Annotated in this window: 11 protein-coding genes; 1 reads left to right on the forward strand and 10 read right to left on the reverse strand. The window is 74.9% G+C overall.

Going from position 1 to position 16,967, the window contains the following annotated elements; all coding sequences use genetic code 11:
• Nucleotide 1: 1 nt before the first annotated feature.
• The 8 genes from AC07A4_RS06865 to AC07A4_RS06900 all read right to left on the reverse strand — a co-directional run bounded on the left by AC07A4_RS06865 (nucleotide 2) and on the right by AC07A4_RS06900 (nucleotide 7,831).
• On the reverse strand, nucleotides 2-1,312 hold the full coding sequence (locus AC07A4_RS06865) for an enoyl-CoA hydratase/isomerase family protein (RefSeq protein WP_478593966.1): 1,311 nt from the start codon (nucleotides 1,310-1,312) through the stop codon (nucleotides 2-4).
• Nucleotides 1,266-2,003 carry a 4'-phosphopantetheinyl transferase family protein gene (locus AC07A4_RS06870; protein WP_478593969.1) on the reverse strand — a complete coding sequence of 246 codons (738 nt, stop codon included), beginning with the start codon at nucleotides 2,001-2,003 and terminating at the stop codon, nucleotides 1,266-1,268. The genes AC07A4_RS06865 and AC07A4_RS06870 overlap by 47 nt, the downstream gene beginning before the upstream one ends.
• Nucleotides 2,004-2,006: 3 nt before the next feature.
• On the reverse strand, nucleotides 2,007-3,083 hold the full coding sequence (locus AC07A4_RS06875; protein ID WP_478593972.1) for an HAD-IIIC family phosphatase: 1,077 nt from the start codon (nucleotides 3,081-3,083) through the stop codon (nucleotides 2,007-2,009).
• Nucleotides 3,080-4,282 carry an acyl-CoA dehydrogenase family protein gene (locus AC07A4_RS06880; RefSeq protein ID WP_478593974.1) on the reverse strand — a complete coding sequence of 401 codons (1,203 nt, stop codon included), beginning with the start codon at nucleotides 4,280-4,282 and terminating at the stop codon, nucleotides 3,080-3,082. The genes AC07A4_RS06875 and AC07A4_RS06880 overlap by 4 nt, the downstream gene beginning before the upstream one ends.
• Nucleotides 4,283-4,291: 9 nt before the next feature.
• A complete protein-coding gene (locus AC07A4_RS06885; RefSeq protein ID WP_478593976.1) occupies nucleotides 4,292-4,576 on the reverse strand; it encodes an acyl carrier protein in 285 nt (94 codons plus the stop codon).
• A 104-nt stretch (nucleotides 4,577-4,680) separates the two neighbouring features.
• Nucleotides 4,681-5,559, reverse strand: coding sequence for a 3-hydroxyacyl-CoA dehydrogenase family protein (locus AC07A4_RS06890; protein ID WP_478593979.1), 879 nt, complete (start codon nucleotides 5,557-5,559; stop codon nucleotides 4,681-4,683).
• Entirely contained in the window at nucleotides 5,556-6,455 is a 900-nt protein-coding gene (locus AC07A4_RS06895; RefSeq protein WP_478593982.1) for a thioesterase II family protein, read from the reverse strand. The genes AC07A4_RS06890 and AC07A4_RS06895 overlap by 4 nt, the downstream gene beginning before the upstream one ends.
• On the reverse strand, nucleotides 6,452-7,831 hold the full coding sequence (locus AC07A4_RS06900) for an MFS transporter (protein WP_478593984.1): 1,380 nt from the start codon (nucleotides 7,829-7,831) through the stop codon (nucleotides 6,452-6,454). The genes AC07A4_RS06895 and AC07A4_RS06900 overlap by 4 nt, the downstream gene beginning before the upstream one ends.
• Nucleotides 7,832-7,969: 138 nt before the next feature.
• Here AC07A4_RS06900 and AC07A4_RS06905 point away from each other — a divergent pair, with 138 nt between their 5' ends.
• Nucleotides 7,970-8,974 carry a 3-oxoacyl-[acyl-carrier-protein] synthase III C-terminal domain-containing protein gene (locus AC07A4_RS06905; protein ID WP_478593986.1) on the forward strand — a complete coding sequence of 335 codons (1,005 nt, stop codon included), beginning with the start codon at nucleotides 7,970-7,972 and terminating at the stop codon, nucleotides 8,972-8,974.
• Nucleotides 8,975-8,996: 22 nt separating this feature from the next.
• Here the strand turns inward: AC07A4_RS06905 and AC07A4_RS06910 are convergent, their stop codons facing one another.
• Together AC07A4_RS06910 and AC07A4_RS06915 are read right to left on the reverse strand one after the other, a co-directional pair.
• Nucleotides 8,997-9,227 carry an MbtH family protein gene (locus AC07A4_RS06910; RefSeq protein ID WP_478593989.1) on the reverse strand — a complete coding sequence of 77 codons (231 nt, stop codon included), beginning with the start codon at nucleotides 9,225-9,227 and terminating at the stop codon, nucleotides 8,997-8,999.
• A gap of 60 nt (nucleotides 9,228-9,287) precedes the next feature.
• A complete protein-coding gene (locus tag AC07A4_RS06915) occupies nucleotides 9,288-16,937 on the reverse strand; it encodes an amino acid adenylation domain-containing protein (protein ID WP_478593991.1) in 7,650 nt (2,549 codons plus the stop codon).
• Between the last annotated feature and the right edge of the window lie 30 nt (nucleotides 16,938-16,967).

Raw genomic sequence — 16,967 nt, forward strand, 5'->3', positions numbered from 1 at the left:
TTCAGGCCGACGCGGGGCGCTCGGCGCGGGTCCTGCGGTGTATCCAGGAGCGTTCGAGGTTGGTGACGAGGTCGGGGTGGTGGAGCAGCCGGGCCTGGTGCAGGGCGTACTCCGCCATGTACGCGCGGAAGGTGTCCAGGGGCTCCTCGAAGGCGTGCGTGATGGACCGGTTGGGCAGGACGGCGCTGCTGGCGAGGCGTTCCACGGACCGTGCGGCGGTGCGTTCCATCTCGTCGGGTGTGACGACGTGGTCGCAGAACAGGCGGGCCTCGGGCTCGTCGGTGCCGATGTGGTGGTTGCCGAGTATCAGCCTGCGGGTGAGGCGGGATCCGGCGACGCGCGGCAGGCGCAGGTTGGCGGCGCCGGGGATGATGCCCTCGGTGAGGGCGGGCAGGCTGAGGAAGCCGCCGGTGGCGGCGATCACCTCGTCGAAGACGAGCAGCTGCTGGAGGCCGCCGCCGATGGCGAAGCCGTCGACGAGGGCGAGCCAGGGCTTGTCGCCGCGCAGGATCTTGCTGAGGTAGCCGAGTTCGCGGCGGAGCATGAAGTCGACCAGGGAGATGCGGCCGTCGTAGAGGTGGCTGAGGTTGACGCCCGCGTTGAACACGCGCCGTCCGGCGTAGCGGGGGTGGGTCATCTCGCCGCCGCGCAGCACGCCGACGCGCACCTGGTCGTCGAGGCCCACCAGGTCGACGGCGGTCTCCAGGGCCGCGACGGTGTCGTCGTCCTCGGCGTTGAGGCAGGAGAGGTTGCGCACGGTGACGTGGGCGGCCGGTCCTTCGCGGTCGACGCGCACCTGGCCGAGGTCGGCGTGTCCGGTGCGGAGGTAGCCGGGCAGGGCGTCCTCGGCGGCGCGGGTGGGCCGCAGCAGGGAGCGCACCAGGTGCGTCCCGGCGTCCGGCAGGCGCAGGAAGCTCCAGAAGAGCAGGCCCTGTTCGATCTCGCGTCCTTCTTTGTGGGCCTGCGGCAGCGCGCGTTCGTCCCTGAGCTGGCGGGGTCCTGGGACGAGCCCGGGGTGGGACTCGGCGGCGGCGAGGGCGAGTTCGGCGAGGCGGGGGTGGGTGCGGCGGCCGTCGGTGAGGTCGTCGTAGAGGCGGCCCGCGTGGGCGTGCAGGAAGGCGGCGCGCGCGGCCTGCGCCGCCTCGCGGATGGCGCGGGCCTCCTGGGCCTGGGTGGGATTGCGCGCCGGTTTGGCGGGCAGTTCGGCGAGGCGTTCCTCGCCCGCGGCCACGTACGCGGTGAGCGCGGCGCTGTCGGCCGCGTGGTCACCGGTGGCGCTGAGGACCGGGATGCTCCGGTGTCGCGTGGTCATCGAAGAGCCCTTCGGGGGTCGCGGCGCACGCGGTCGGCGCGCGGAACAGACGGGTGGTGACGGTGGTGGGCGGCCGCGCGGTGACCAGGGCGGCGGTGTGCCCTCGGGGGGCCGGTGGCCGGGTGACGGTCCAGTGGGCGGTCTGCTGGCCTGGGCGTTGGCCGAGGGTGGAACCGGCTGCCTTGAGGGTGGCCTCGTAGCGCGTCCACGCCCGCCAGAAGGCCGCGGGCCGCTCTTCGGGGCGGACGGCGTCGAGGTCGAGGTCCGGCAGGAAGCGCCGGGCGAGCCCGGCGATGTCGAGGTGCTGGCCGTGCTCGCCCGGCTCCCCCGGCTTGCCGTGCGTCTCGACGTCCACGCCGAGCGGGCCGCCGGGGGCGAGCGCGATCACCGCCCAGGCGCCGGTGGCCTGGGAGACGGAGAACGTGAGGGGTGCCGTGCCCTCGGGCGCGGCGAGCACGGGTCTGCCGCCGCGTTCGGCGGCGAGCGGCACCCGCTCGGGCGGCAGGCCGAGGCAGTGGCCGAGGAGGTGGCGCAGCGCGCCGCGCCGCAGCGCGTAGGCGGCGCGGGCCCGCGGCTCGGTCATCGCGCGGGCGCGGGCTTGCTCTTCGGGGGCGAGCGGTCCTGGGGCCGGGGTGCCGGGTTCGATCCACCACAGGCGGACCTCGCCGGGTCCTGGCGTGAATCCGCGCACGCGCTACAGCTCCGAGTCCAGGGCGAGGTGCGCGGGCACCGGGGGCGCGGCCGTGCCCCGGTGCTCCAGGAGCGTCAGACCGCCCTTCTCCGACACGGTCCGGAAGCCCGCGAACCGGTAGGCGACGAGCATGGCCCGGTTGCGGTCGGTGGGCACGAACTCGCCGACGAGGCGGGCGCCTTCGGCGCGGGAGCGCGCGATGAGGTGGTGCAGGAGCACCGAGCCGATGCCCCGCGACATGACGCGGCAGGAGGCGAGGAGCAGCTTCAGCGTCCAGGTGCCGGGGGTGTGCTCCAGGAGGACGAGGCCGATGGTGCCGTACGCGCCGAAGCGGTCGGTGAGCTCGGCGACCAGCAGCGTGTGGTCGGGCGAGGTGCGCAGGGCGTCGAGCTCGGCGCGGCCGTAGGTGTAGCCGGTGGCGTTCAACTGGTGGGTGCGTACGGTGAGTTCCTCGGCGCGGGCCAGGTCGTCCGGGCCCGCGCGGCGCACCGTGAGCCGCATGCCGAGCGTGGCGAGGAACTCCTCGGGCGCGCCGGGGAAGTCCCGTTCGGCGCCCGAGCGGCGCTCCTCGGCCTGGTACAGGAGGCGGCGCCGGGCGCCGTCGGTGGTGAGGGTGGCGGGGTTCAGGTCGGTCCTGGCGAGCAGCGCCGTCGCGTCGGTGGCTTCGGCGACGCGGACGGCGGGGTGCGCGGTGTGCACCTCGGCGCGTTCGAAGGGGTCGTCGTCGAGGAAGAGGAAGGCGTCGAGGCCGAGGTTCAGCGCGTCGGCGATGGCGCGGACCGACGCGGACTTGGCGTGCCAGCCGATGTGCGGCACGAGGAAGTAGGGGCGCAGTCCGGCCTTGTCGAGCGCGGCGAGGGCGGCCTGTTCGTCGTTGCGGCTGGCGACGGACTGCAGGATGCCGCGCGCGTCGAGGGCGCGTACAGCGTCGGCGATGTCCGGGCGCGGGGTGATGCCGTCCTCGCCGTCCTCCAGGAGGACGCCGTGCCACAGGGTGTTGTCCAGGTCCCAGACGACGCACTTGACCGGGGGCGGAGCCTGAGAGGCCGCCCCCGCCGTCCGGCTGTCTCCCGTACTCATGACTGCTCCTCCCCCGTCGCCGCTGCCCCCGCCTTCTCCGCCGTGGCCCCGCCGGGCCGCGCGGCCCCGGTGGCGTCGAGCAGCCCACCGCCGCGGCCGAAGCGGCCGATCGCGGACTCGCTGACCTCGGTGCCGCCCTCGATGATCTCCATGACCTTGGCGTCCCGGTAGTAGCGGCCGACGGGGTGGTCGGGCCCGCAGCCCTGGGCGCCGAGGATCTGCACGGCGTCCCGGGCCGCGTCGCCCGCGGCGCCCGCCGCGAAGTACTTGGCCTGGGTCGCGGCCATGGGCGCGTGCGGGCTGCCCGCGCCGATGAGTTCGCCCGCGCGCAGCGCGAGCAGCCGTCCCGCCTCGGCGTTCACCGTCATGCGGGCGAGCAGGCGCTGGACGAGCTGGTGCTGGATCAGCTCCCGGGCGGTGGCGTGCGCGGCGGCCGCGTCGAGGCAGGCCTGGACGATGCCGACGCTGCCGCAGGCCACGCTGTAGCGGCCGAGGGTGAGCGCGGACGTGGTCAGGAAGGGGTGCGCGCGCCCGGCGCCGCCCACGAGGTGCCCGCCGGGTGTCCGGCAGGCGTCAAGGCGCAGCTCGGCGAGCATCGCGCCGCGCGTGCCGAGCATGCCGTGCAGGGGGACGACATCCAGGCCCGGCGCGGAGCGTTCGACGAGGAAGGCGGTGGGGCCCTCGGGCAGCCGGGCGAACACGAGGAAGACGTCGGCGATCTGGCCGAAGCTGATCCAGCGCTTCACGCCGGTCAGGACGTAGTCGTCGCCGTGGCGTTCCGCGCGCGTCGTCACGGCGGCCGCGTCGCTGCCCGCGTCCGGCTCGCTCAGGGCGAACGCGCCGATGACGCGGCCGGTGGCGAGCCGCGGCAGCCACCTGGCGCGCAGCTCGGCGCCGCCGCGCCGCAGCACGCTGTCGGCGACCATGTCGTGCACGGTGAGCAGGGAGCGGGTTGCGGAGCAGGCCCGCCCGACCTCCTCGTGCAGCAGTCCGTACGCGAGGGGGTCGAGGCCGCGGCCGCCGTGTTCGGGCGGAAGCAGCGGGGCCAGGTGGCCGGCGGCGGCGAGCTTGTCGACGAGGGCGCGCCCGACGCGCTCCTCGCGGTCGTGCCGGGCGGCGAGCGGCGCCACCTCGGCGTCGGCGAACGCCCTGAACTCCCGGTGCAGTCGCCGCCCGGCTTCGTCGAGTGTCAGTCGCACGGCCGGGGCTCAGCCGTCCGACGGCGTGCTCGCCGCGGCGCCGGACGCCACCTTCTTCGTGACGAACGCCGTCACGGCGTCGACCGAGCTGAAGTGCGCGATCTCCAGCTCGTCGTCGGCCACGGTGACGCCGAAGCCGTCCTCGACGAACATCACCAGCTGGGCGGCGAACAGGGAGTTGACGAGTCCGGCGGCGAAGATGTCCTCGTCGTCGGCCACGGTACGGGCCAGGGCGGACTGGAGATGGTCCCGCGTCCGCTGGCGGATCTCCTCGGGTGTCAGGGGCTCGCTCATCGCTGTCCTCTCCGTTGTCTCCGTTGTCGTACGCGCCGTACGCGCCGTACGCGCCGTACGCGCCGTACGCGCCGTACGCGCCGTACGCGCCGTACGCGTCTCAGTCATCGGGGGGTCGTGGCGCGGGCCGCGTGCGGGTACGTGAAGAAGCCGCGGCCGCTCTTCTTGCCGAGGTAGCCCGCGTCGACCATGCGCCGCAGCAGCGGACACGGGCGGTACTTGCTGTCGCCGAAGGTCTCGTGGAGCATCTCGATGCTGCGCAGCACGGTGTCGAGGCCGATCAGGTCGGCGGTGGCGAGCATGCCCATGCTGTGCCCGAAGCAGGACGTGAAGATCCGGTCGATCTCGGCGGGTTCGGCGACCCGCTCGTGCACGAGGAACGCCGCCTCGTTGACGGCGAGCATCAGCACGCGGTTGGACACGAAGCCCGGGGAGTCCTCGACGAGGATGCCCTCCTTGCCCATCTGCGCGAGCAGCGTCCTGGCCCGGTCGATGGCGGCCTCGGTGGTGTGCTCGCCCCGGACCATCTCCACCACCGGCTTCAGGTGCACGGGGTTCATGAAGTGCATGCCGAGGACGTCGCCGGGGCGCGTGGTGCGGCCCGCGAGGCGGGTGACGGGCACGCAGGAGGTGTTGGCGGCCACCGTGGTGCCGGGGGCGCAGATCTCGTCGATGAGCGGGTAGACCGCGCTCTTGACGTCCCAGTCCTCGGTGGTGTTCTCGATGACGAAGTCGGCCCCGGCCAGGCGCTGGTAGTCGGTGGTGGGCTCGACGCGGGCAAGGACGGCCGCGTCGTCGGCGTCGCGGGGGCGGCCGTGCAGCCGGGCCATGCGCAGCTCGCGGCGGATGCCGGTGAGCGCGGCGTCGAGGACGTCGTCGGCGGTGTCGACGAGGATCACCTGGTGGCCGGTCTCCGCCAGGCTCTGCGCGACGCCGCACCCGATGGTCCCGGCGCCCAGGACCGCCACGGTCTTGATGGTCATGACTCGGCCTTCCCCTCTGCGTGATCTGTGCGGTCCGAGTGGTCTATGCGGTCTGTACGGTCTGTGCGGTGGCCCGTGCGTGCGGTGCGCCCGGTGCCGAGCACGGCGGCGACGTCCGCGAGCAGCCGGGCGGGGTCGGCGTACAGGTAGAAGTGGTCGCCGGGGTACAGCGTGAGCGTGACGCCGGAGGCGGCGTACGGCTCCCAGTCCAGGAGTTCGTCGGGCGGCACGACCGGGTCGTCGACGCCGCCGAAGGCGTACAGCGGGCACGGGAGCGGCACCGGCGTGGTGCGCCGGTGTCCGGCGCCGAGGGTGAGGTCGGCGCGGACGGCGTCCAGGACGGAGCGCACGTACGCGGTGTGGCGCAGCAGGCTCTCCGGCATGCCGCCGGTGGTGCGCAGCCAGGCGAGGAGGCCCTCGTCGTCGCGCTCGTGGAGCGGTTCGGCGGGGTCGTCGGCGTGCGGGGCGCGCGCCGACGAGACGAACAGGGCCCTCGGCGGCGCGATGCCGTAGCGGCTGACGCGCAGGGCGAGTTCATAGGCCACGAGGCCGCCGAAGCTGTGCCCGAACAGCGCGTAGGGCCGCTCGAACTCGGCGCCGAGGGCCTCCACGAGCATTTCGACGAGGGTGTCCAGGTCGCCGGGGAGCGGCTCGGCGCGGCGGGTGCCGCGGCCGGGCAGCTCGACGGGGGCCATCTCCAGGCCGTCGGGCAGGTGCTCGCGCCAGCCGGAGAAGGCGCCGGCCCCGCCGCCCGCCTGCGCGAAGCACAGCAGCCGCACCTCGGGCTCGCCCGCGGCGAGCCGCCCTGTGACCCAGCGGCCGCCGGGGCGGGGCGCGGGTCGGTGACTGGTTTCGGTGGTTTCGGTGATGCCGGACGTTTCGGTGGTGTCGGTCATGGCGTGCTGTTCTCCGCCTCCGTACGGGCCAGTTCGGTCATCGCGCGGTAGAGCGGACCCGCGATGAGCAGACTGGTGGCGACCATGAGCAGGCCGCCCACGACGATCGGCGTGCGCAGCCCGAACGCTCCCGCGAGCACCCCTCCGAGGAGGCCGCCGAGCGGGATCGTGCCCCAGGTGACCAGCTGGTCCACGCTCATCACGCGGCCCATCAGGGCGTTGGGGATCACCTTCTGCTGGGCGGAGATCCCCACGACGTTGGACAGCATCGCGGCGAAGCCGAAGCCCGCGCTAGCGCCGCCCGCGACATATACGTTCGGGGCGAGGCCGATGGCCGTGGTGCTCACGCCGTGCAGCACCATCGCGCCGACGACCAGCTTCGCGTCGTCGACGGCGGCGCGCAGCCGGGAGATGAGCAGGCTGCACAGCACGGCGCCGACGGCGGCGGTGCTCCACAGGACGCCGTACGCCCAGCCCTCGACGTCCAGGAAGCGGGCCGCGAAGAGCACGAAGATGGAGGTGGTCATGGCGCGCGTCAGATTGGCCACGCCGAAGGCGATGACGAGCGTACGGACGAAGGCGTTCCGCCACACCCAGTGCAGGCCCTGGCCAGCCGAGGCCCAGATCGACTCCGCGCCGCCGGGTTCCGCGGGCTCCTTTCCCGCGGGCTCGCTCCCCGCCTCCTTTGGCCCGTCGTTCGCCCCGGCCCGCCCCGGGTCCGCGTCCGGCCGGAAGTCGCCCACGAGGCCGAGCAGGAGCACCGCCCCGACGGCGTAGCTCACCGCGTCCACGGCGAACGGCGCCGCGAACGCCACGGCGACGAGGAAGCCGCCGAGCGGGGGCCCGATCATCTCCTTGGCCATGATGGTGGCGCCGAAGAGCCGGGCGTTGGCGAGCGGAAGGCGCTCCCCCGGCACCAGGCTCGGCAGCATGCTCGGGGCGGCCGCCGAGAACAGCACCTCGCAGGAGGTCAGCGTGAAGACCAGGACGTACAGCGCGTAGATCGGTGGCGTCTCCAGGGCGGCCCAGGCCGTGAAGGCGGCCACGACGGCCGCGCGCACCAACTGCACGCGCACCATCACGGTCTTGCGGTTCACGCGGTCCACGAGCGCGCCGCCGAGCAGGGAGAGCAGCAGCCACGGCAGACCGGAGGCGACCACGACGCCCGCCACCAGCAGGGGGTTGTCCGTGATGGACGCGGCGAGCAGCGGCAGCGCGGTCAGGCGCAGACCGTCGCCGAGGTCGGAGACGACGGTGGCCGTCCACAGCCTCTTGTAATTCGGCCCCAGATCCCCGAAGAAACCCGAACGCCCCTTTTTGGCGGCGGAATGCCCTTCTTTGACGGAGGAATGCCCCTTGTTGGCTTCGGAGTTCACCGACGCCTTTTCCGGATCCGGTGTCCCGGCCCTGGAATCCGCCTCCGCTTCGTTATGGGTCATTTCTTCCCATCTCGCGTCTGGCCCCTGTCGAGGCGCCCGTGCCACACTGGGCACACATCATGAAAGAAGGTGCCGATGGCTGCTATATCCGGAATCTTCACCCTGTTGCCCGACCGGCGCGTCCCGGTCACCGCGCTCGACGAGCTCGGTGAACTCGACGACGCCGACCGCCAGTTGATCGCCTCGCTCGGCGTGGAGTCCGTACGGGACGCGGGCGAGCGGTCCGCGAGCGACCTCGCCGCGGAAGCCGCCCGCGGACTGCTCGCCGAGCACTCAGGAACGCTCCCGCCGCCAGGGGCGTTCCTGCTGGTCGGCGGCAGGTTTCCGGAGCTGCTCATGGCCTCGGAGGCCACCCGGGTGCAGCGGGACATCGGGCTCGACGGCGCCATGGCGCTGGGGGTATCGGAGCTCGGCTGCGTCTCGGTCTCGGCCGCCCTCATGACCGCCCGGGGGCTCCTCGCCGCCGACCCGGCACTCGCGGGCGTGCTGATCGCGCACGGCAGCAGGCCGCCGGGACCCCGGCGCTTCCGCCGTCCGGTCACCGTCAATGGGGACGGAGCCATGGCACTTTACCTCTCACGTGAGGGGCCGCTGCGCATTCTCGATCTGGCCCTGGAGACCAACGGCCATTACTGGGACCTGTTCCAAGTCGACTATCTGGGGCGCCCGTACGACTCCTGGCGCGAGGTGTGCACGGACATCAAGCGGTACTCCTTCTCACTCGCCGTCGAAAGCAAACGGCGCTTCGCGCGGCTCAACGACACCCTGCTCGCCCGCCAGGGAAAGACGCTTGAGGACGTCGACCACTTCGTCATGCAGAACATCTCCTCGGGCGCCTTCGACTTCTACGAGGACGCCTTCGACATCTCCATCGCCGAGACCTGCCGCCGCAACCTTCGCGATTTCGGCCACCTGGGCTCCACGGACATCGTCCTGAACCTGCGGACCGGCCTGGAGGAGAAGGAGTTCCTGCCCGGCGACCTCGTCCTGGTGATGAACAACTCACCGGTCGCGGCGTGGAGCAGCATGCTCGTCGAGATCTCCGAGCCGCTGCCCTCGCCGTCGGCCCCCGCGACCTGACCTGACCGGTGGGGCGGGCCGGTCAGCGGCCCGCCTCCGCCATCCGGCGCCGCAGGCTCAGCGGCCGCATGTCCGTCCACACCTCGTCGATGTGGGCCAGGCACGCCTCCTTGACGCCCTCGAACCCCTCGCGCCGCCACCCCGCGGGAACCTCCTGGTCGACGGGCCAGATCGAGTACTGCTCCTCGTCGTTGAGCACGACGACGTAGGCGCCTTCGGTGCCGTTCTCCGCCGCTTCCGTCACGTCCGCCATCTTGGCTTCTCCCTGTTGTCTACCGCGTTGTCTACTGCCGGTGTTGTCCGTTGCTGGCTGTCAGTTGTCGGTACGAGGGGCCGCCAGGGCCCGCCGGTCCAGCTTTCCGCTGGCGGTCAGCGGCAGCCGCTCCCGCCAGACGTAGCCGCCCGGAAGCATCGCGGGCGGAAGGCGTTCGGCGAGCAGCGCGCGCACCTCGGCCTCGGTGCGCGCGTCGCCGGTGCCCACGAGGTGGGCGATCAGGCGCTGGTCCCCGGCGCGCACCTCCTCGATCGCGACGGCGGCCCCGCGCACCGCGGGGTGCTCGGTGAGGACCGCCTCGATCTCGCCGGGTTCGACGCGCAGCCCGCGCAGCTTCACCTGCTGGTCGACGCGGCCCAAGTACTCGATCGCGCCGCCCTCGACGACCCGGCACCGGTCGCCCGACCGGTAGAGCCGCTCCCCCGGCGCGCCGAACGGCGAGGGGACGAACCGCGCGGCCGTCAGGCCGGGGCCGTGCGCGTAGCCGCGGGCGAGGCCGGGGCCCGCCAGGTACAGCTCGCCGGGCACGCCGACCGGGCACGGCCGCAGCCGCTCGTCCAGGACGTACAGGCCGGTGTTGGCGATCGGGCCGCCGATGGGCACGCTCGGGCAGGGGCTGTCCTGGCCGCAGTCCCAGGAGCTGACCTCGATGGACGCCTCGGTGGGCCCGTACATGTTCACGACGCGCGGCACGGCGGCGGCCACGACGGCGGCCCGCAGGTCCTCCGGCAGCGCCTCGCCGCTGCACGTGACGCGCCGCACGCCGCGCAGCGCGCCGGGGCCCGCGGCCGCGAGGAACTCCCGCAGCATCGACGGCACGAAGTGCACGGCCGTCACCGCGTGCCGCTCGATCTCGTCCGCGATGTGGAAGGGGTCGCGGTGGCCGCCGGGCGCGGCGAGCACCACGGCCGCCCCCGCCACCAGCGGCCAGAAGAACTCCGGCACGGACACGTCGAACCCGAACGGGGTCTTCTGCAGCACCCGGTCGTCCGCGCCCAGCGGATCGGTCTCCTGCCCCCACAGCACCCGGTTCACCACGCCCCGGTGCGGGACGACCACGCCCTTGGGCGCGCCCGTCGAGCCCGAGGTGTACATGACGTACGCGGGGTTGTCCGGGTGCGGGAGCACGGGCGGCGGCGCGGGGACGGCCTCTGCGGCTTCTGCGGGGCCTGTGAGGTCGATGTCCAGGTGCGGTACGCCGTGGTTCTCGGTGGGCGCGCCGGGGCCGTCCAGGACCAGGCACGCCCCGCTGTCGCGCACCATGAACTCCCGGCGCAGGGCCGGGTGTTCCGGGTCCAGGGGCAGATACGCCGCGCCCGCGTACAGCACGCCGAGCAGGGCGACGACGAGCTCCGGGGACCGCTCGGCGCACACCCCGACGACGCTCTCCGGCCGTGCGCCGCGCTCCCGCAGCCGGGCGGCGAGCCGCCGCGCGGCCGCGTCCAGTTCCGCGTAGGAGAGCCGCCGCTCCCCGAAGACCACGGCCGTACGGTCGGGCACAAGCAGCGCCCGCTCGTGCACCAGGCTCGTCAGGGTCGCCCGGGGGTCGCGTGCGCGCACCTCACCGGCGGCGCCCTCCAGGAGGGCCCGCAGCTCGGCCTCGTCGGCGAGCGGCAGGTCCCGCAGGGGCGTGGCCCGGCCGTCGGCCGCGGCGTCGAGCAGGGCACGCCACCGCTCCACGAGGCGCTTGGCGGTGCGCGGCCGGAAGCGGTCGGCGTCGAACAGGACGGCGCCGCGCAGCCCTTCGTCGGTGGCGCGCACCCGCCACAGCGCGTCAAGGCGTCCGTACGCGCTGTCGAGTCCGCCCGGGGCCGCGGCGCCGTCCTGGACCTCCACCGCCACGGAGAACAGGGGATTGCGGCCCGCGAAGGGCGGGCCGGGCTCCGCCGCCGGGCGCGCGGCGCGCAGCGCGGCCTCGGCCCGCTCCGCGAGCACGCCGACGTCGGCGCCGCCGCCCTCGTCACCCCCCGTACCGCCACCCGTGTCGATGGTCACCACCAGGCAGCGGTCCTCCCCTGCCCGGCGGAGTCCGAGGGTGACCTGGCGTTCGCCGGTGAGCCGGGACAGGAGCGCGGCCACGCTCGCGAGCACTCCGGCCACGGGGACGCCCGCCGGGTCGGTGGGCTGCCGCAGCAGGGCGGTCACGTCCGGCGCGAGGCGGTAGGGCCGCATGGTGGTCGCGCCGGTCGGCTCGGCCGGGGCCGGGCGGTCCGGCAGGAGGTCGGCGCGGGCCGCCGCCGCGCGAGGCGCGGGCGGGACCGCCCCCGGCGGCTCCTCGGGCGCGGCGGGCAGCGCGGCGAACAGCGCGTCCGCGAGGGCTGCTTCGTCGGCGGAGTCAGGGGAATCGGTGGAGCCGGTGGTGGCGGTGGTGGTGCCGGTGGTGCCGGTGGCGTGGGGTCCGTGTGAGAGGACCTCGTCGCCGTCGTCGGCGAGGGCGCGGGCCACCTCCTCGGACAGGCCGTCGCCGGTGTCAAGGAGGTGGTACGGGCCGTGCGGCCGGACGTCCCGCACGGCCGCCGCGCCGTCCGCGCCCCGCGCGGCGACCACCGCGTACACCGGGGCGCGGCCGCGCAGACGGCGGGCGAGGCCGTGCCGGGCGAGCAGCCCGTCCTCGGCGCGGGCCAGGAAGAACACGGGCGGCCCGTCGCCCGCGCTCTGCAAGAGCACCGCGGGGCCGAGGTCCTGGCCGATCCTTCCGGCGAGTTCCTGGACCGTGCGGTGGTCGAACATGACGCTCACCGGCAGCCGTACGCCGTGCCGTTCGCGGACCTCGCTGAGGACCCGCATCACCAGGAGCGAGTGGCCGCCGATGGTGAAGAAGTCCTCGTGACGGCCGGCCTCGCGGCCCAGGACCCGCGCCCAGATGTCCATCAGGGACGCCTCGGCGAGGCTCTCCGGGCGGCGCCCGCCGCCGTGGCCCTCGCGCGGGAGCGCGGCGCGCGGCGCGCCGTCCACGGGCTCGCGCCACACCTCGACGCCGCCGCCGGGGGCGGGGCGGGCCCGCTCGCCGGTGCGGCGAAGGCGCGCTCCGGCCCTGGCGGCGAACGGGTCCGGCGGGAAGTCGCGCGCGGTGGCCCCGGCACGGTCCGCGTACCCGCAGCCGACGAGGTCCCCGCCGACGTACAACTCCCCTGCCACGCCCGGCGGCACCGGCTCAAGACCCCGGTTGAGGACGTAGCGCGCGGTGCCGGGCGCGGGCGGGCCGAGCGGGGCCCAGCCCGTCGCGCCCGGGTCGGCGAGGGGCCCGCCGTAGCGCGCGGCGTCCGCCAGGACCTCCATGACCGGGCGGTCCCCAACGTGCGCGCCCGGCTCGGCGCACGCGGCCGCCACCGCCCGCCGGTCCAGGAGCAGCCGCCCCGCGCCGGTCTCCACGACGGCCACGGGGGCCGTCGGCAGGGGCTCGGCGCCGTCCTCACCGGTTTCCGCGGCGGGCGGCGGGGTGTCGTCGAGGTGCAGGACCGGCCCCGGCCACGGCAGCGGCGTCCCGGTGTCCCGGCCCGCGAGCAGCAGGGCCGCGCCGGTGCGCTCCAGCGAACGGGCCTGTGCGGCGAAGGACGCGTCGGTGGCGCACGGGGCGTAGACCGCGCCCACGGACGCGGCGGCGGGCAGCGCGGTGGCCGCGTCCCTGGACGGGAGCAGTGCGGCGACGGTGTCGCCGGGGCGTACCCCCGCCTCGCGCAAGCGCCGCGCGAGGTGGCGCACCGCCTCGTCGTCGGTCCGGGCGAGCGCCGTGGGCAGGTCCGCCGCGGGTGCCGGTGGCGCGGCGGGCGCCGCGAGCAGCTCCCGGCGCAGGGCGCCGCCGACCAGGGGCAGGCCGGAGAGACGGCGCTCGGGATGGGCGGCGACCGCTTCGAGGAGGGTGAGGAAGCAGTCGGCGAGGAGGGCGATCTCCGGCTCGTCGAACAGGTCGACGCTGTACTCGAGGACGGCGGGCAGCTCGGCGCGCCCTTCGTACTCCCACACGGCGACGAGCAGGTCCCACTTGGCGATGCCCGGCGGCAGGCCCGCGAACATCTCCTCGCGGTCGGGGTGGTACTGGAGGCCGGGGCCGATGTCGCGGGCGTTCTCCGGCAGGTTCTGGTGGACGTAGGCGATCTGGAAGAGAGGGTGCCGGGCGCGGTCGCGGGGCACCTTCAGGTCCTCCACGAGCAGGGCGAAGGGCAGTTCGTCGTGGTCGAGGGCGCCGATCACCGTGTCGCGGACGCGGGCGAGTGCCTCCAGGAACGTGGGGTCGCCGCCGAGGTCGGTGCGCAGCGGCACGGCGTTGTTGAAGTAGCCGATGAGCTCCAGGACGTCGGGGCTGCCGCGCCCGGCGGTGGTGGTGCCGACGACGACGTCGTCGCGCCCGCTGTAGCCCGCGAGGAGCGTCTTCAGGGAGGTGAGCATCGTCGTGAACAGCGTGACGCGGGCGCCCGCGCTCAGGGCGCGCAGCCGCCCCATGAGCGCGGCGGGAATCGTGAAGTAGTAGTGGGCGCCCTCACCGGAGGGCTGTTCAGGGCGCGGCCTGGTGCCGGGCAGTTCGGTGGGAACGGAGCCCGCGAGCTGTCCGCGCCAGTAGCGCAGGAGATCGGCGCGGCGCGCCCCGCCTAGGCGCTCGCGCTGCCACACCGCGAAGTCCAGGTAGCTCGCGGGAAGTTCGGGAAGGACCGGGGCGCGTCCCAGGTGCGCGGCGGTGTACAGCTCCCACAGGTCGCGGTCGAGGACGGCCGGGGTCCAGCCGTCGTACACCGAGTGGTGGGCGACGAGCAGCAGGATGTGGTCGTCGGCGGCGAGCCGGACGAGCAGCTTGCGGAACAGCGGGCCGTGCGCCAGGTCCATCGGCGTGACGGCCGTCTCCCGCAGCAGGCGCGTCGCCTCGGCGAACCGCTCGTCGGCGTCCGCGACGGCGGTCAGGTCCACCACCTCAAGGGCGTCGTCGACGGGCCTCAGCAGCACCCGCGGCTCGCCCGCCACCTCCACGTAGTACGTACGCAGCACCTCGTGGCGGCGTTCCAGGGCGGCGAGCGCGGCGCGCATGGCCGCCACGTCGAGGTGTCCGCGCAGGTGCAGGTCGACGGGCACGTTGTACAGCGGCAGGCCCGGCATGAGCTGGTCGAGGAACCACAGGGACTCCTGGCCGTGGCTCGGCGGGTGGGGCTCGTGCCGGGCGGCGCGCGGGATCTCCCCCGTGGCGCCCGCGCCGGGCGCGGCGGTGCCCGCGAGGCGGGTGGCGGCCGCGGCGAGCGCGGCGACGGTGTTGTGCTCGTACAGGGCGGTCAGCGGCAGGCGCACGCCGAAGCGCTCGTTGACGCGGCTGAGGACGGCGAGCCCGAGGACGGAGTTCCCGCCGAGTTCGAAGTAGTCGGCGTCCGCGTCGATGCCGGGGATCTTCAGGACGGACTCCCAGACGGCGGCGACCTCGCGCTCGGCGTCGAGCGGGGCGCCGCGCGGGGCCTCGGCGGCGGGCTTCGGCTCGGGTGGCGGGGCCGCCGCGCGGACGGCGGGCCAGCAGCGCGTGCTCTCGAACGGGTACGTCGGCAGCTCCACGCGGCGCCGCCGCGCGCCCGCGTACCAGGCGTCCCAGTCGACGGCGGCGCCCGCTTCGTAGAGCGCGGCCGCCGCGCGGGCCACCGCAGGGCCTTCGGCCGCTTGCCAGGCGTGGCCGACGCCGTCCTCAAGGAAGGCGGTGCCCGCGTCGCCCAGGACGCAGAAGAGGGTGGGTTCCTCGCCGGTGAGCCGGGCGATGACGTCGCGGGCCTTGCGGTCGGTGTCCGCCGGGTCCGGGGGCGCTGTGGCCAGGGCGGCGGCGAGGGCTTCGGCGGGCGGGAGTTCACCGCGCAGGGCGCGGGCGAGGGGGCGGCCGCGGCCGACGCCGAGCACCGGCCCGGCCGCGAGGCCAAGGGCGCGCAGCAGCGCGCCGGTCGCGTACTGGTGCCGGAAGGCGGCGGGAGCGGCGTCACCGCACTCCTGCCAGGCCGTGCGGTACGCCGGGTGGGCGGCGGCCAGGGCGGCGGTGTCCGGGGCGGTGTCCCCGGGGCCCCCTAGGTCTCCCAGGACTCCCTCGTCCCCTGGGTCCCCGACGACCAGGACGACGCGCCGTGCGGGCGTGGCATCGGCGGCGCGCGTGCCCGCGCCGACGGCGGCGAGCGCCGCGCGCAGCCCCTCGGCTAGCCCGTCGGCGTCCGGCGCGGCGAAGGCCACGCGGTGGGGATGGTGCTCGCGGCCCGCGTTGAGCGTGAAAAGGACGTCGGCGAGGGCCGGTTCGCCTCCCCTGACCCTGGGGAGGCGGGCGAGGAGCGCCTCGATGCGGCGGGCCAGGGCGGCGGGCGACTTCGCGGAGAGCGTCACCAGCGCGGGCCGGTCCTGGGCGGCGTGGTCGTGGGCGGCGTGGTCCCGGTCGGTGCGCGGCGGTTCCTCCACCACGACGTGGGCGTTCGTGCCGGTGAGGCTGAAGGAGCTGACCCCGGCGCGCATCGGGGCGCCGTCCGGGCCCGCGGTCCATTCGCGGGCGGCGGTGGGGACGTACAACGGCTCGCCATGCGCCGCGAGTTGGGGGTTGGGGAGCTCGAAGTGCAGCGAGGGATAGACCGTGCGGTGGCGGACGCCGAGGATCGCCTTGATGAGCCCGGTGATGCCCGCGGCGTGGTCGAGGTGGCCGAGGTTGGTCTTGACGGAGCCGAGGGCGCAGGCGTGCCGGGGCGCGCCCGCGGCGCTCAGGACCCGCTGGGCCGCCTCCAGTTCGATCATGTCGCCGAGGCGGGTGCCCGAACCGTGCCCCTCCAGGACGCTCATGTGCCGCGGGTCGAGGCCCGCGACGCGCCAGGCCTCCTCGATGACCTCGGCCTGCGCGGCGGGCCCGGGCGCCGAAAGGCCGGTGGAGCGGCCGCCGTTGTGGTTGACACCGACGCCGCGGATGACGGCGTGGACGGTGTCGCCGTCGGCGAGCGCACGGTCAAGCGGCTTCAGTACGAGCAGCCCGCCGCCCTCGCCCTGGCAGGTGCCCGCGGCCGCCGCGTCGAAGGCGCGGCAGCGCCCGCCCGCCGCCATCACCTCGGGGAACGCCGCGGCCTCGCGCTGTTCCATGGGCACGATGTGCAGGCTGAGGCCCCCGGCGACGGCCACGCCGACGGTGCCGTGCGCCAGCTCGCGGCAGGCGTAGTGCAGCGCCACCAGGGAGCTGGAGCAGCCGGTGTCGAGCCCGGCGGCCGGGCCGCTCAGGCCGAGGGTGTGCGCGATCCGCCCGGCGAGCGCGGGCGAGGCCGTGCCGAGCATGGTGAGCAGGTCGTCCTCGCCGACGAGGCGCGCGTACTCGGGCCGGGGCGCGCTGACGAACAGGCCGCAGCGCTGCGCCCGCAGCGCGGAGAGACGGTATCCGGCGTTCTCCACGGCCGCCCAGGCAAGCTGGAGGGTGAGCCGCTGGTGCGGGTCCATGGCCTCGGCCTCGGCGGGGGTGATCCCGAAGAACGCGCGGTCGAAGGCGTCGATGTCCGTCAGGGTCGCCATCTGCGGGTAGGTGCCGTCCGGGTCGAGCCCGGCCAGGCGCAGCCGGGCGTCAGGGACGGGGCCGACGCCGTCGTGGCCCTTCTTCAGCAGGTCGTGCAGTTCGTCGGCGGTGTCGGCGTCGGGGAGGCGTACCGCCATGCCGATGACGGCGACGGGCGAGAAGGACGCGGCCTGGGGCGTGGACCGGGGCCCTGGAGTCACGGGCATCTCGGTGGGGCTCCTTCCTGGGGCTGGCCT

This window comes from Streptomyces sp. NPDC043996, from assembly GCF_056435225.1.

Coding starts and splice junctions, on each gene's coding strand:
- AC07A4_RS06865 (WP_478593966.1), bottom strand. CDS start 1,312: ATGACCACGCGACACCGGAGCATCCCGGTCCTCAGCGCCACCGGTGAC.
- AC07A4_RS06875 (WP_478593972.1), bottom strand. CDS start 3,083: ATGAGTACGGGAGACAGCCGGACGGCGGGGGCGGCCTCTCAGGCTCCG.
- AC07A4_RS06885 (WP_478593976.1), bottom strand. CDS start 4,576: ATGAGCGAGCCCCTGACACCCGAGGAGATCCGCCAGCGGACGCGGGAC.
- AC07A4_RS06890 (WP_478593979.1), bottom strand. CDS start 5,559: ATGACCATCAAGACCGTGGCGGTCCTGGGCGCCGGGACCATCGGGTGC.
- AC07A4_RS06895 (WP_478593982.1), bottom strand. CDS start 6,455: ATGACCGACACCACCGAAACGTCCGGCATCACCGAAACCACCGAAACC.
- AC07A4_RS06905 (WP_478593986.1), top strand. CDS start 7,970: ATGGCTGCTATATCCGGAATCTTCACCCTGTTGCCCGACCGGCGCGTC.
- AC07A4_RS06910 (WP_478593989.1), bottom strand. CDS start 9,227: ATGGCGGACGTGACGGAAGCGGCGGAGAACGGCACCGAAGGCGCCTAC.
- AC07A4_RS06915 (WP_478593991.1), bottom strand. CDS start 16,937: ATGCCCGTGACTCCAGGGCCCCGGTCCACGCCCCAGGCCGCGTCCTTC.